The organism is Streptomyces sp. NBC_00400, assembly GCF_036048035.1.
Taxonomy (GTDB): domain Bacteria; phylum Actinomycetota; class Actinomycetes; order Streptomycetales; family Streptomycetaceae; genus Streptomyces.
This window is the reverse complement of record NZ_CP107940.1, coordinates 2,272,680-2,286,863: the sequence shown is the minus strand read 5'-3', so window position 1 is coordinate 2,286,863 and position 14,184 is coordinate 2,272,680. Positions and strand designations below refer to the sequence as shown.

Below are 14,184 nucleotides of genomic sequence, written 5' to 3'. Positions count from 1 at the left end.
GCACACGTACCGTCGAGGCATGACCACTGTCGAAGATCTGCCCGCCGGCGCCAACGACGCCCGCGGGCGCGTCGCCGAGCTGCACGCCATCCGCGAGCAGGTCCGGCGAGGACCCAGCGAGCGGGCGACCGAAGCGCAGCGTGCCAAGGGCAAGCTGACGGCGCGCGAGCGGATCGAGCTGCTGCTGGACGAGGGTTCGTTCAACGAGGTCGAGCCGCTGCGGCGGCACCGGGCGACGGGCTTCGGCCTGGAGGCCAAGAAGCCCTACACCGACGGCGTGATCACCGGCTGGGGCACCGTGCACGGCCGGACCGTCTTCACCTACGCGCACGACTTCCGGATCTTCGGCGGCGCGCTGGGCGAGGCCCACGCCACCAAGATCCACAAGATCATGGACATGGCCATCCAGGCCGGTGCGCCGCTGGTGTCGCTCAACGACGGCGCCGGCGCCCGTATCCAGGAGGGCGTCTCCGCGCTGGCCGGCTACGGCGGCATCTTCCAGCGCAACACCAAGGCCTCGGGCGTCATCCCGCAGATCTCGGTCATGCTCGGCCCCTGCGCCGGCGGCGCGGCCTACAGCCCCGCCCTGACCGACTTCGTCTTCATGGTCCGCGAGACCTCGCAGATGTTCATCACCGGCCCCGACGTGGTGCGTGCGGTGACCGGCGAGGAGATCACCCAGAACGGACTCGGCGGCGCCGACGTCCACGCCGAGACCTCCGGCGTGTGCCACTTCGCCTACGACGACGAGGCCACCTGCCTGGAGGAGGTCCGCTACCTCCTCTCGCTGCTGCCGGCGAACAACCGGGAGAACCCGCCGTCGGTGCCCTGCGAGGACCCCGCCGACCGCTCCGGTGACGCACTGCTGGACCTGGTCCCGGCCGACGGCAACCGCCCGTACGACATGCGCAAGGTCATCGAGGAGATCGTCGACGACGGCGAGTTCCTGGAGGTCCACGAGCGCTGGGCGACCAACATCATCTGCGCGCTGTCCCGGCTCGACGGCCGGGTCGTGGGCATCATCGCCAACCAGCCGCAGTCGCTGGCCGGTGTGCTGGACATCGAGGCGTCCGAGAAGTCGGCCCGCTTCGTCCAGATGTGCGACGCCTTCAACATCCCGATCGTCACCCTGCTGGACGTCCCCGGCTTCCTGCCCGGCGTCGACCAGGAGCACGGCGGCATCATCCGGCACGGCGCCAAGCTGCTCTACGCCTACTGCAACGCCACCGTCCCGCGGATCTCCCTAGTCCTGCGCAAGGCGTACGGCGGCGCCTACATCGTCATGGACTCGCAGTCCATCGGCGCAGACCTGACCTACGCCTGGCCCACCAACGAGATCGCGGTGATGGGCGCCGAGGGCGCCGCCAACGTCATCTTCCGCAAGCAGATCGCCGAGGCGGACGACTCGGAGGCCATGCGGGTGCGCATGGTCAAGGAGTACAAGTCCGAGCTGATGCACCCTTATTACGCGGCCGAGCGCGGCCTGGTCGACGACGTCATCGACCCGGCCGAGACCCGCCACACGCTCATCCGGGCCCTGGAGATGCTGCGCACCAAGCACGCGGACCTGCCGGCCCGTAAGCACGGCAACCCGCCCCAGTAGCCACACACCGCACCCGCTTTCGGCACCACGCCCACCGCGACGACGGAGAACACACCGTGAATCCTGCCCACCGCACCGACTCCATCCGCGTGGAGAAGGGCCAGGCCAGCGAGGAAGAGCTCGCCGCCCTGACCGCCGTCCTGCTGGCCCGCGCCGCCCACCGGCCGGCCGCCGCCGCCCCGTCCCGCCCGCACGCCACCGCCGCCCGCTGGCGGCGCCTGGAGCGACAGAGCGGCTTCCACGGGGCGACCAGCTGGCAGCGGTGACGCCGTGACACTTCGCTGATGCCACCGAGGGCCCCGCTTTGCGGGGCCCTCGTGGGTTTCTCGGGCCGGCGTTTGGCTGCGGGTGCGTTGTGGCTGGGCGCGCAGTTCCCCGCGCCCCTTTGGGGCGCTGTTGCGCCGGGCCTGAGTGTCGCCGCTTGGTCTGTGGGGGCTGGCGCCGTGCGGGGTTCGTGAGTGCTGCGGGGGCCGGAGGGGACGCACCGCGACCCGTCCTCGGCGCGGGCGCATCTGCTACGTGGCATAGATTTCCCCGGCGTTCGCTCCGGTCCTGCGGGCGGGTCCCGGTGCATCCCCTCCGGCCTTCGTTCGTTCCCGTCTGCCGCCCGGTGGCACTGTCCGTCACCGATCGCACCACAGCCGCGTCCAAGCTAGGGCCGGTCTGCCAGTGCCCTGCCAACGCCTGGTGCGGCTCGGACCTGGTGGTTGCCCAGTGCCCTGCCAAGGGGCGAGCTGGTGGTGGCCGTAACGGTGATCGGTACGGCGGGACGGCCGCCAACGTGCGGCGGTCGGAGGGGATGTCCGGTGCCCCGCCCGCAGGACCGGAGCGAACGCCGGGTCAGTCTTTCCCACGTACCAGGGCCGCCCGCGCCGAGGACGGGGGACCGGGCGTCCCCTCCGACCCACCACCCCCAACGCCTGGGCGAAACGGCCCCAGCCACACGCAACGCACGCCAACCCGTGACTACATGAGGGATATACCGCCCAACAGCCCCTCAACCAGCGCGATATGGCGCCTCATCACTTTTCGGACGCGGTATTCCGGTTTGGCAGGTGGTGTCCGGATCAAGGCGTAGGTTCACCTCAACCATGGGGAGCAGAGCTGTTCAAGCCGCTCTGCCCGTGCTGGCATGCGCTCGTCAATCCACTCCTGGCGTTCCCGCACCGCGGGTCCTAGGACGACCGGAAGGAAAGCCCATGCTCAGCACGCTCAGTGCTGGTGCCGCCGTGGCATCGTTGCTCCTCGCCGGATCGGCATCCCCCACCACCGCCAGCCGGTTCGGCGACGACCCGCCGAGCGGCAAGATCACCATTACCGTCGCCACGGTCAACGGTTCGGGCTGCAGACCCGGCAGCGCCGCCGTGGCCATCGCCCCCGACAACACCGCCTTCACCGTCACGTACAGCGAGTACCTCGCCCAGGCGGGCGCCGGCAGCAAGCCGACCGACTCCCGCAAGAACTGCCAGATCGCGCTGAACGTGCACGTCCCGCAGGGCTTCACCTACGCGGTCGCCCGGGCCGACTACCGGGGCTACGCCTCCCTGGCCCCGGGTGCCAGAGGGCTGGAGCAGGCGGGCTACTACTTCCAGGGCCAGCAGCAGACGGCCCGTAAGAGCCACACCTTCGTCGGCCCCTACGACTCCAACTGGCAGACCTCGGACGAGACCGACGTCGACGCCCTGGTGTATGCCCCCTGCGGCGAGGAGCGCTACTTCAACATCAACACCGAGATGAGGGTGGACGCCAAGTCGGCGGACCCCAAGGCCACCAGCTACATGGCCATGGACTCCACCGACGGCAACATCAACACGGTGTACCACTTCGCATGGAAGGAGTGCCCCGCACGCAAGTAGCCCCGCCGCCGGCCGAGGGCCCGTGCAGCGCCGCGTACGGGCCCTGAGGCCGGGTACGACGAAGGCCCCCGCACCAAGAGGTGTGGGGGCCTTTCGTCGTACGGCGCGTGCGGGCACGGGGGCCCGGACGCGTCCCGTGGGCCGCCTAGCGCAGGCGGGCCATCAGCGCGTGCTCCACGAGCGTGATGAGCGCGCTCTTGGCCTCGCTGCGGTGCCGGGCGTCGGTCACGATGATCGGCGCGTCCGGGCCGATCTGCAGCGCCTCACGCACCTCGTCCGGCGTGTACGGCTGGTGGCCGTCGAAGCCGTTGAGGGCGATGACGAACGGCAGGCCGCTGTTCTCGAAGTAGTCGACCGCGGGGAAGCAGTCGGCGAGACGGCGGGTGTCGACCAGCACCACGGCGCCGATGGCACCGCGGACCAGGTCGTCCCACATGAACCAGAAACGGTCCTGGCCCGGCGTACCGAAGAGGTACAGGATCAGGTCCTGGTCCAGGGTGATCCGGCCGAAGTCCATCGCCACGGTCGTGGTCGTCTTGTCCGGCGCGTGCGTGAGGTCGTCGATCCCCGCCGAAGCGGAAGTCATCACGGCTTCGGTACGCAGCGGATTGATCTCTGAGACGGCCCCGACGAACGTGGTCTTGCCCACGCCGAAGCCGCCCGCCACCACGATTTTCGCGGAGGTGGTGGAGCGGGCTGCACCGCTAGAGCTTGCGAAGTCCACTGAGCACCCTTTCGAGCAGTGTCACATCTGGCTGTCCGCCGGCGGTCTCGTCCCCGCCGGGCTGATGGATGGCGACGAGTCCGGCCTCCGCCAGGTCGGCGACGAGGATCCGGGCGACGCCGAGGGGGATGGAGAGAAGCGCGGAGATCTCGGCAACTGACTTGATCTCACGGCAGAGGTGGCAGATGCGCTGGTGCTCCGGCAGCTGGCCCTGCAGCTTCGCGGGGTCGGCGGTCGTGCTGACCAGCGCCTCGATGGCGAGCTGGTAGCGCGGCCTGGTCCGGCCTCCGGTCATGGCGTACGGGCGCACGAGCGGGTTGTTCGAGCCCGTGGGGGAGGGCTCGGGCGCGCGTCGCTGCGGCTGCACCGGCTGGATGCGCGGTGCCTGCGGCTGGTCGTACACCGATGGCTCGTACGGCTGGGAGTCGTACGGCCGGGGCTGCTGCTGCGGGGGCCGCTGCGGCCGGCGGCTCGGCGCAGACGGGAAGTTGAAGCGGTTGTTATGGGTCTCGCCCACAGGCCCGGACTGCTGTCCGGAACCATACGGGTATCCGCTCGGGGGCGTTGCCACGTCTCCTCCTCCAACTTGCCTGTCTGACGCCGGTCGCGCCACCGAACCATAAGGCGCGGTGGCGGGAAACGCACTGCCTGTCTTTTAGTTGAGAAGGCTGCCCTGCAGTTCGGCACGCAGATCCGGTGTCAGTACCGTGCCCGCGCGGTCGACCAGCAGGGCCATCTCGTAGCCGACCAGACCGATGTCGCACTCGGGGTGTGCGAGCACGGCCAGCGACGATCCGTCCGAGACGGACATGATGAAGAGGAAGCCGCGTTCCATCTCCACCACGGTCTGGTTGACGCTCCCGCCCTCGAAGATGCGGGACGCGCCGGAGGTCAGCGAGGTGAGGCCGGAGGCCACCGCCGCCAACTGATCGGCTCTGTCACGAGGGAAACCCTCGGACATGGCAAGGAGCAGCCCGTCCGCGGAGACCACGACCGTGTGGGACACCCCGGGGGTGTTGTCCACGAAGTTGGTGATCAACCAGTTCAGATTCTGCGCCGCCTGGCTCATCGGGCTCACACTAACGCTCCTGATCGTAGGTGCTGCCGGGGCCGAAGCCCTGTTGGTCATTCTGGGGGACCCCGGAGGGGTCCGTGCCGACGTTGCGTCCCTGCTGGACACCGCGGCGCAGGTTACTCAGCCTGCCGCGGACGTCCTCCGGGGCGCGGGAGACCTGGGGGCCGCCCTGCGGCGTCTGCTCCGCGGCACCTTCGACCAGGTTGGCCTTGGGCACCCGCCGGGGGAGACCGGAGGAGGTGACTCCGCCCGCCTTCGGCTCGCGAAGCCGCTCCGCCCTCTCCCAGCGATCATCGTTGGAGCTGCGCCAGTCGGAGCCGTCCTGGCCGGCCTCCGGCGTGCTCCGCTGCTGCTGCACCTGCGGTGCCTGCTGGTCGCGGCCTCCGCGGCGCGGAAGGCCGGCGTCCGTCAGCGACGGGGCGTCGCTCGGTGTGGGGCCCGGACGCTCGAATGGTACGCGCTCGGGGGCGTCAGCGGGAGCGGCAGTGGTATTCCGGTCGGATTCCGCTTCTGCCCCGAAGTAGCCCTCGAACGCAGGGCGTTCGGGCCAGTCGTCCGCCGGTGCCGCTTCGCGCGAGACAAAGGGCTGCTGGCCCGTGGTCTCGGCGAAGCTTCCCTCGCCGAATGCCTGGTGGCCGGGGGACCGGTCGTCGTAGACCGGTTGATCGGCTTCCGCATATGCCTGGGACGGGTAGTCCTGGTAGGCGCCGGGGGACTCCTGGTAGCCACCGGCGGACGGTGCCTCGTCACGGAAGAGCGGACGCTCGCCGCTCTCGTACTCGGCGGCCGGCTCACCGCCCGTCTGGGCCTCCAGGGCTGCCCGGCGCTCCTCGCGGAGCAGCGAGCGGCCCATCATGTCCAGATCCGCGCCGTCCGTGCGGCCGTAGCGGCTGTCGTCGAAGCCCAGCTCGGCGGCGGTGCGCTGATGGGGCTCGTACGACGCCTGCTGGTGCTCCGGAACGATCCGGGAGACCGTGAAGTCGTCGTCGTCGTACCGTTCCTCGCCGCCACCACCGTGGGTGATCGCCTCGGGCAGCATGACCAGGGACGTGGTGCCCGCCTGCTCGCCGGAGGGGCGCAGCTGCACCCGGATCCCGTGCCGGTCGGCCAGCCGGCCGACCACGAACAGGCCCATGCGCTGGGAGATCGCGGCATCCACGCTCGGCGGGTTGGCCAGCTTGTGGTTGATGTCCGCGAAGTCCTCGGGGGTGAGCCCGATGCCCTTGTCGTGGATCTCGATCATCACCCGGCCGTCGGGCAGCCGGGTCGCGGCGACCCGCACCTTGGTCTGCGGCGAGGAGAACGTGGTGGCGTTCTCCAGCAGCTCGGACAGCAGGTGCACGAGGTCGGTCACGGCGGTGCCGTGGATCTCGCTCTCGGGGACGCCGGTGAGCTCTATTCGCTCGTAGGACTCGACCTCGGAGGTCGCCGCCCGCAGGACGTCGATCAGCGGCACCGGCTGGTTCCAGCGCCGGCCGGGCTCCTCGCCCGCGAGGATGAGGAGGTTCTCGCCGTTGCGCCGCATACGCGTGGCGAGGTGGTCGAGCCGGAAGAGGTTCTCCAGCTGGTCCGGGTCCGCCTCGTTGTTCTCCAGGTCGGTGATCAGCTCCAGCTGGCGCTCGATCAGACCCTGGTTGCGGCTGGAAAGGTTGGTGAAGATCGCGTTGACGTTGCCCCGCAGCAGCGCCTGCTCGGCGGCGAGCCGGACGGCCTCGCGGTGCACCTGGTCGAAGGCGCGGGCGACCTCGCCGATCTCGTCGGTGGTGGCGATCGGGATCGGCTGCACCCGGGTGTCGACCCGGCCCGGGTCGGTCCGCGAGAGCTGGTCGACCAGCATCGGCAGCCGCTGCTCGGCGATGCCGAAGGCGGCGGTCCGCAGCTGGCGCATGTTCCGGCTCATCCGGCGGGCCATGAGACCGGCCACCACGAACGCGATGATCAGCGCGGCCAGCACGATGCCGGAGTCGACGAAGGTGGACTGCCGGGCGTCCTCGGAGATCTGGGCCGCCTCGTTCACGGCCTTGTCCGCCAGGTCCTTCTCGATGGACCGGTACATGTCGAACTTGCCGGTCGCAGCCGCGAAGTAGCTGTCCGAGGTGACGCCGCGCGCGCCGAGTGTCTCCGGCGCCGCGCCGGTGCCGATCAGCGTGCCCATCTGGTCGATCGACGGCGGGGTGCGGAACGGCCGGCCGACGGCCTGCGCCTGCGCCTTTGCCCGTGCGACCTTCTGCTGTGCGGCCTGCTTGAGCGCCCCGGCGTCCTTGGTCAGCCGCTCGACGTCCTCGGGCGTGCCGCCGGAGGTGTACTCGCCGATGGCGATGCCCTCCAGGTAGCGGTACGACGCGAAGGCGGTCAGCTGCAGCTTGTGCTCCTTGCCGCCCTGCGGGCTCGCCGGGTCCACCAGGAGGTGGGTGCCGATGGAGCGCTCAAGGGACTCGGCGGCCTTGGCCAGCGCGATGGCGTAGACCGTACGGCCGTAGGAGGTGATGTTGCCGGTGCCCAGGCCGAGTTCGTTGGCGAACTCCATCAGCGGGTGCTGGACCTCGACATAGCCCTCTTCGGTCTGCACACCGTGCAGATGGGAGGTGTAGGCGGCCTGACGCAGCTTCTGGAGCTTGGGCTCGACCTTCTCGAACGCGGCGAGACGGCGGTTGAGGCCCGGCTTGTCCGGAATGGTCTTGGCGGCCCGGTGGAAGGCGTCGGCGGCGGCGTCGGTGGTGTCCCGCGCCTGCTGGACGGCGGGGTCGTCCTTCTTGCCCTTCAGCAGCGGCGCCGCGGTGCGGTCCCGCTCGTCGATCAGGGCGGTGCTGTAGGAGAGCGCGGCGCGCACCAGCTTCGCGGTGTTCTCCGCGTCCTGCGCCTCCTGCCAGGTGCCGAACGAGCTGTCCACGCGCAGACCGCCGAAGACCAGGGCGAGCAGCACAGGGATCAGCAGAATGGCGTTCAGGCGGGTCGCCACGCGCCAGTTGCGCGGGGAGTACTTACCGCCACTGACCGGAGGCTTCGCGACCGTATTTTCGGGCGCGTCGGAAGCCGGTAGGCCACCTCTGGGTGGCGGGGTGAAGTTGCCCCGCCGCGGTTCCTGCGGCTCAGGGCTCGCCTTGCTTCGCCTCACTCGACCAACAACCTCTCGGCGCCGGCACTGATTTGCTGTGCCGTTTCTTCTGGGCGTTCCTACTCCGGAGTTTCAGCGAATTTCAGCACGTCAGGGCGGTGCGTTCCAAACACTGGGCAAAGCCGGAGCGGGGTCGAAAGGGCCTGAGATAAAAGGGGCGTTAAGGGCGAGCGGCGCCAAAATGCAGGAGATCTGTGAGCGCAGCGAAGCCGGGCATGCGCGCGGGGTGTCGAAAGCCCGCTGATTCACTGTCGAAACGTTATGAAGCAAATTCGGTGGCGTGTCGAAGGACACAGATCCACTCACGGATGCCGGGAACCCGGCCCGGGCAGGGGGGAACGCCCCTGCCGGTGACAACTGCCCTGCGGCCCGCTCCCGGTGCGGGAGCGGGCCGTCTGCGCGCTACTGCAGCCGGGCCATCAGCGCATGCTCCACGAGCGTGATGAGCGCGCTCTTGGCCTCGCTGCGGTGCCGGGCGTCGGTCGTGATGATCGGGGCCCCCGGGCCGATCTGCAGTGCCTCACGCACCTCGTCCGGCGTGTACGGCTGATACCCCTCGAAGCCGTTGAGGGCGACGACGAACGGCAGGCCGCTGTTCTCGAAGTAATCGACCGCGGCGAAGCAGTCGGCCAGCCGGCGGGTGTCGACCAGCACCACGGCGCCGATGGCACCGCGGACCAGGTCGTCCCACATGAACCAGAAACGGTCCTGGCCCGGCGTACCGAAGAGGTACAGGATCAGGTCCTGGTCCAGGGTGATCCGGCCGAAGTCCATCGCCACGGTCGTCGTGGTCTTGTCCTGGACGTGGCTGAGGTCGTCGATCCCCGCCGAAGCGGAGGTCATCACGGCCTCCGTGCGCAGCGGATTGATCTCTGAGACGGCTCCGACGAACGTGGTCTTGCCCACGCCGAAGCCGCCCGCCACCACGATCTTGGCGGAGGTGGTGGCGCGGGTTCCGTTCCCGTCGGAGCTGCTGTCAGAGCTTGCGAAGTCCACTGAGCACCCTCTCGAGCAAGGTCACGTCCGGCGTACCGCCGGCCTCACCGCTGCCGCCGGGCTGGTGGATCGCCACCATGCCGGCCTCTGCCAGGTCCGCGACCAGAATCCGCGCCACACCCAGCGGGATGTGGAGCAGCGCGGAGACCTCGGCAACCGACTTCACCTCACGGCACAGGTGGCAGATCCGCTGGTGCTCGGGCAGCAGCCCGGGCAGCTGAGAGGGGTCGGCGGTCGTGCTGACCAGCGCCTCGATGGCGAGCTGGTAGCGCGGCCTGGTCCGGCCTCCGGTCATGGCGTACGGGCGCACCAGCGGCTGGTCACCTTCGCTCCCGTACGGCGCTTGGCTGTAGGCGCCGTACGGGCCGGAAGTGGCAGGTGGCGGGGTCATGGGTCCTCCGGGCGGGACAACTGACGTGTCGTCGGGTTGGGCCGGTGGGGGGTGCGGCACATGGGTGGTTGGGTGCTGAACGGTGCGGCGCTGCGGGCGCCGCTTCAGTGCAGCAGGCTGCCCTGCAGTTCGGCGCGCAGATCGGGCGTCAGGACCGTGCCTGCGCGATCGACCAGCAGCGCCATTTCGTAGCCGACCAGGCCGATGTCGCACTCGGGGTGCGCGAGCACGGCCAGCGACGATCCGTCCGAGACGGACATGATGAAGAGGAACCCCCGCTCCATCTCCACAACGGTCTGGTTCACCGTCCCGCCCTCGAAGATGCGGGACGCGCCGGAGGTCAGCGAGGTCAGGCCGGAGGCCACCGCCGCCAACTGATCGGCACGGTCGCGGGGGAAGCCTTCGGACATCGCGAGGAGCAGTCCGTCCGCGGAGACCACCACCGTGTGCGACACCCCTGGGGTGTTGTCCACGAAGTTGGTGATCAACCAGTTCAGATTCTGCGCCGCCTGGCTCATCGGACTCAACTAACGCTCCTGCTGGTGTGTGGGATCGACAATGCCGTGATTGCCGGTGGACGACGTCCCGGCCTGCCGGCCTTGCTGGATACCCCGACGGAGATTGGTCAGCCGCCCCCGCACATCGCCGGGCGCACGCGAGACCTGCGGACCGCTCTGCGTGGACTGCTGTTGCGCGGTGCCCGCGACGAGGTTCGCGCGCGGGACCCGGCGGGGCAGTCCGGAGGTGGTGATGCCGCCCGCGGCGGGCTGGCGGATCTGCTCCGCCTGCCGCCAGGTCTCGTCGTTCGGCGAGCTGCGCCACTGCGTGGCCTCGGCGGGCGCCGCGTTGCGGGCGCCGTTGACCGGTGCCTCGCCGCGGGCGCCACCGCGTGCCTCGCCGTCCTGGGCGGATCCGCGGCGCGGCAGCCGCGGGGCCTCGGGCTCGGCGTCACCCTGGGGCGGCACCCCGGCAGCGGCGGCCGCGGGGGTGTTGAACCAGTTGGACTCGATGGTGTCGAAGATCGGCGTACGGCCGTCGCCGGGACCGGCGTCCGCGTTGCCGAGCACATCGGCGGACGGCGCACCGCCCTCCTGCGGCTGCGGCGCCGGGAACTGCCCGGTGCCCTGCGACTCGTCGGCGTACGCACCGCGGTCGGCGTCCGGCCGCTGGTACTGGCCGGTGTTGCTGCCGGGCTGCTCGTACTGGCCGGTGTCGCTGTCGGGCCGCTGGTACTGGCCGGTGTTGCTGCCGGGCCGCTCGTACTGCCCGGTGTCGCTGCCGGACTGCGGGAACTGGCCCGTCTCGTACTGGCCGGTGTCGTACTGGCCGGCGTCGTACCGATCCGTCTCGTACCGGCCCGTCTCGCGCCCACCCGTGTCGGGCCGGCCCGCGTCGGTGTCCGGCACGGCGAACTGTCCGGTGTCGCCACGCTCGTTGCCCGCGGCCCGGCCGGCCGGACGCGCGCCGGGCCGGCCGTGTCCGCCCTGGGAGCCGTCCGCGGCGGGCGGCGGACCGTTGAAGTCGGGACGGGCGAACGCCGCGGTGTCACCGGGGCCGCCGCTCGGCGCGGGCCGCTCGAAGCTGCCGGTGTTCTCCGGCTCCTCGTGGCCACGGGGCCGGTCCTGCGGCTCGCGGGGCGTCAGCGGCCAGTCGTCGGAGCCGCCGCGCTCACGGCGCGCACCCCAGCTCGTACCGCCCGGCTGCGCAGTGCCCTGGCCGCCCTGGCCGCCGGCCGGAGAACCGCCCGGCAGTTCGGCAGCGGGACCCCGGGCCGGAAGCTGCGGACGCTCCGCACGGCGCGGTGCGCCGGTGGGCGGTGCCACGGTGGGCGCCGGGCCGCTGTCCGCGCCGCGGGTGGGCAGCGAGGGACGCGAGTCGCCGGGACGGCCGGCGACCGGGCGGGCGTCGCCGCCGCGCGCCGGGGCGCCGGGCGAGCCCGCGCCGGGAGGCGCCGTACGGCCGGCCGGTGCCGGGGCACCGAAGGCGTTCGGCGCACCGCCGCCGGGCCCGCCGCGGCCGGGCAGCGCGGGGCGCCCGCCGGCCGAGGGGCCCGAACCGACCTGTCCGCGCGGCTGCAGCCCCGCGAGCCGGCTGGACTGCCCGCCACCGTGGTCGCCGCCGGCCTTGGCGTTGCTCGGCGCCGGCTTCTTGCCGCCCTGGGCGACATCGACCGGCAGCATGACCAGTGCGGTGGTGCCGCCGGAGTCGGAGGGCCGCAGCTGGATACGGATGCCGTGCCGCAGCGACAGCCGGCCGACCACGAACAGACCCATCCGCCGGGACACCGAGACGTCCACGGTCGGCGGGCTGGCCAGCCGCTCGTTGATCGCCGACAGGTCCTCGGGCGACAGACCGATACCGGTGTCGTGGATCTCGACCAGCACCCGCCCGTCGGGCAGCGCGTGACCGGTGACCTTGACCTTGGTCTGCGGCGAGGAGAACGAGGTGGCGTTCTCCAGCAGCTCGGCGAGGAGGTGCACGAGGTCGTTGACGACCCGGCCCGCGACCTCGGTCTGCGGAACGGCGTTGAGCTCGATCCGCTCGTACTGCTCCACCTCGGAGGCGGCGGCGCGGAGCACGTCGACCAGCGGCACCGGCCGCGTCCACCGGCGCCCCGGCTCCTCACCCGCGAGGACCAGGAGGTTCTCACCGTTACGGCGCATGCGGGTGGCGAGGTGGTCGAGCTTGAAGAGGGAGGACAGCTGGTCCGGGTCGGCCTCGCGGGACTCCAGTTCGGAGATCAGCGAGAGCTGACGCTGGATGAGGCCCTGCGAACGGCGCGAGAGGTTGGTGAACATCGCGTTGACGTTGCCCCGCAGCAGCGCCTGCTCGGAGGCGAGGCGGACCGCCTCGCGGTGCACGTCGTCGAAGGCCGCGGCCACCCGGCCGATCTCGTCCCGGCTGTGCACACCGACCGACTGCACGGAGGTGTCCACGTCCTGCGGGTCGGACTCGGACAGCTGCTTGACGAGCTCGGGCAGCCGGTCCTGGGCGACCTTCTGCGCGGTGTCCTGCAGCCGGCGCAGCGAGCGGACCATGGACCGGGCCACGACGAACGCGCCGACCAGCGAGACGCCGAGGACGAGCAGGATCAGCGCACCGCTGATGATCGCGGACTGGGTGGCCTCGTTGCGCAGCTCACGGGACTTCTGCTCCATCTCCGAGAGCAGCGTGGTCTCGATCCGCGACATCTCGTCGATCTTGACGGTGTCGGAGTCGTACCAGTCGAGGTAGCGGTAGTCCTGGCTGCGGATGCCGGAACCGCTGGCGAAGGCGCGGTGCGCAAAGGCGACCGCGGCCTTGATCTCGTCGTTGTTGCCGTCCAGACCGCGGGTGAGCGCGCCGGCGTTGTTGGTGTAGATCTGCGAGAAGCGGTCGCGGGCCGCCTTCTCGCTGTCCTCGGCGTTACGGCCGGCCAGCCGGTCGTTGGAGGACAGCTGGGGGCCGCCCTTGTGGGCGAGACCGGCACTGACCAGGGCGCGCTGGATCGACGCGTACTCCTTGGCCGACGAGAACGCCGCCAGCGCACGGGTACTGCGGATCATCTCCGGGTTGCTGGTCGCCTGCGCCATGTCCTGGGACAGCGAGAGCAGCGAGTTGATCAGCTGGTTGTAGCTGGTGACGGTCCGCGCGGCGTTGTCGCCGTCCTTGTAGGAGTTCGCACGGATCTCGTTGAGGGTGTTGAGCTGGCGGCCGATCTCCAGGACGGTCGCCCGGACACCGGCCATCGTGGCGTCCTGGCCCTGGATGTCACCGGTGGCCTGGTTGAACGACAGCTTGGCGCGGTCGGTCGCCTCACGGGGCGCGACGACGTTCGCATCGTCCTTGGAGTTGCCGCTGCCGGCCAGCGGACCGGCCGACTTGTCCCGCTCCACCTGCAACGCGTCGGCGAGCTCGGTCGCCTGCCGGGTCATCTCGGTCAGCAGCTGCATCTTGTCGAGCTGGTCGATGTTGTCCAGCGACGTGTCGATGCGCATGCCGCCCAGCGTGGTCGCGGCGACCACGGGAAGCGCGAGCAGGGACACCAGGCGGGTGCTGATGCGCCAGTTGCGCAACGCTATTCGCGAACCGGGGCCGCCGGCGTCCTTCTGCGCCTTGGCCTTGCCACTGTCCGCGGCGTCATTGCCCGGCGCCTGACCGCCTCCGTCGACGGGCAGAGTGCCCCCCGCAAAACCGTTGCTCTGGGCGCGCTGGGGCGAGGAGGCGCGGTCTGTCCCGCCGCGCAGCTCCGGGTCCGCCGCAGCGCTGCCATCCCTCTTGAAACGTCCCTGCACTAGCGTCGCAACCTCTGGACCAGGCGTCCCGCCTCGGCGGGACGGTGTCGAGTCGTATGGGGGACCGCTGAGTCCCCCATGGCGGTCGTGAGTGACCGGCGGGCTGCCCTCTCTGGCCGAGAGAGCGGCACCACCGCGCGGCGCTACGTT

Annotated in this window: 11 protein-coding genes; 3 read left to right on the top strand and 8 right to left on the bottom strand. The window is 70.7% G+C overall.

Going from position 1 to position 14,184, the window contains the following annotated elements; all coding sequences use genetic code 11:
• Positions 1–19: 19 nt before the first annotated feature.
• The 3 genes from OHS81_RS09970 to OHS81_RS09960 all read left to right on the top strand — a co-directional run bounded on the left by OHS81_RS09970 (position 20) and on the right by OHS81_RS09960 (position 3,459).
• On the top strand, positions 20–1,603 hold the full coding sequence (locus OHS81_RS09970) for an acyl-CoA carboxylase subunit beta (protein WP_088800235.1): 1,584 nt from the start codon (positions 20–22) through the stop codon (positions 1,601–1,603).
• 56 nt (positions 1,604–1,659) lie between these two features.
• Positions 1,660–1,869, top strand: coding sequence for an acyl-CoA carboxylase epsilon subunit (locus OHS81_RS09965; protein WP_328384382.1), 210 nt, complete (start codon positions 1,660–1,662; stop codon positions 1,867–1,869).
• Between the two features lie 933 nt (positions 1,870–2,802).
• Complete coding sequence (locus OHS81_RS09960; protein WP_328384380.1) at positions 2,803–3,459, top strand: DUF4360 domain-containing protein; 657 nt, start codon at positions 2,803–2,805, stop codon at positions 3,457–3,459.
• 145 nt (positions 3,460–3,604) lie between these two features.
• Here OHS81_RS09960 and OHS81_RS09955 read toward each other — a convergent pair whose 3' ends face one another.
• The 8 genes from OHS81_RS09955 to OHS81_RS09920 all read right to left on the bottom strand — a co-directional run bounded on the left by OHS81_RS09955 (position 3,605) and on the right by OHS81_RS09920 (position 14,034).
• Positions 3,605–4,183: a GTP-binding protein gene (locus OHS81_RS09955; RefSeq protein ID WP_159469791.1), complete on the bottom strand. Its 579-nt coding sequence runs from the start codon at positions 4,181–4,183 to the stop codon at positions 3,605–3,607.
• Positions 4,164–4,754: a DUF742 domain-containing protein gene (locus OHS81_RS09950; protein ID WP_328384378.1), complete on the bottom strand. Its 591-nt coding sequence runs from the start codon at positions 4,752–4,754 to the stop codon at positions 4,164–4,166. The genes OHS81_RS09955 and OHS81_RS09950 overlap by 20 nt, the downstream gene beginning before the upstream one ends.
• An 84-nt stretch (positions 4,755–4,838) precedes the next feature.
• A complete protein-coding gene (locus tag OHS81_RS09945) occupies positions 4,839–5,252 on the bottom strand; it encodes a roadblock/LC7 domain-containing protein (protein ID WP_018087204.1) in 414 nt (137 codons plus the stop codon).
• A gap of 10 nt (positions 5,253–5,262) precedes the next feature.
• The gene (locus OHS81_RS09940; RefSeq protein ID WP_443058674.1) at positions 5,263–8,373 is read right to left on the bottom strand and encodes a nitrate- and nitrite sensing domain-containing protein; all 3,111 of its coding nucleotides are present in this window, start codon (positions 8,371–8,373) and stop codon (positions 5,263–5,265) included.
• Between the two features lie 402 nt (positions 8,374–8,775).
• Positions 8,776–9,369 carry a GTP-binding protein gene (locus tag OHS81_RS09935; RefSeq protein ID WP_311622770.1) on the bottom strand — a complete coding sequence of 198 codons (594 nt, stop codon included), beginning with the start codon at positions 9,367–9,369 and terminating at the stop codon, positions 8,776–8,778.
• Positions 9,350–9,760, bottom strand: a complete 411-nt coding sequence (locus tag OHS81_RS09930) for a DUF742 domain-containing protein (RefSeq protein ID WP_030087818.1) — start codon at positions 9,758–9,760, stop codon at positions 9,350–9,352. The genes OHS81_RS09935 and OHS81_RS09930 overlap by 20 nt, the downstream gene beginning before the upstream one ends.
• A 104-nt stretch (positions 9,761–9,864) precedes the next feature.
• On the bottom strand, positions 9,865–10,278 hold the full coding sequence (locus OHS81_RS09925) for a roadblock/LC7 domain-containing protein (protein ID WP_018087200.1): 414 nt from the start codon (positions 10,276–10,278) through the stop codon (positions 9,865–9,867).
• Between the two features lie 9 nt (positions 10,279–10,287).
• Positions 10,288–14,034 (bottom strand): sensor histidine kinase, encoded by a 3,747-nt coding sequence (locus OHS81_RS09920; RefSeq protein ID WP_328384370.1) that lies wholly within the window; start codon positions 14,032–14,034, stop codon positions 10,288–10,290.
• Positions 14,035–14,184: the final 150 nt, after the last annotated feature.

Coding starts and splice junctions, on each gene's coding strand:
- OHS81_RS09960 (WP_328384380.1), top strand. CDS start 2,803: ATGCTCAGCACGCTCAGTGCTGGTGCCGCCGTGGCATCGTTGCTCCTC.
- OHS81_RS09925 (WP_018087200.1), bottom strand. CDS start 10,278: ATGAGCCAGGCGGCGCAGAATCTGAACTGGTTGATCACCAACTTCGTG.
- OHS81_RS09970 (WP_088800235.1), top strand. CDS start 20: ATGACCACTGTCGAAGATCTGCCCGCCGGCGCCAACGACGCCCGCGGG.
- OHS81_RS09945 (WP_018087204.1), bottom strand. CDS start 5,252: ATGAGCCAGGCGGCGCAGAATCTGAACTGGTTGATCACCAACTTCGTG.
- OHS81_RS09930 (WP_030087818.1), bottom strand. CDS start 9,760: ATGACCCCGCCACCTGCCACTTCCGGCCCGTACGGCGCCTACAGCCAA.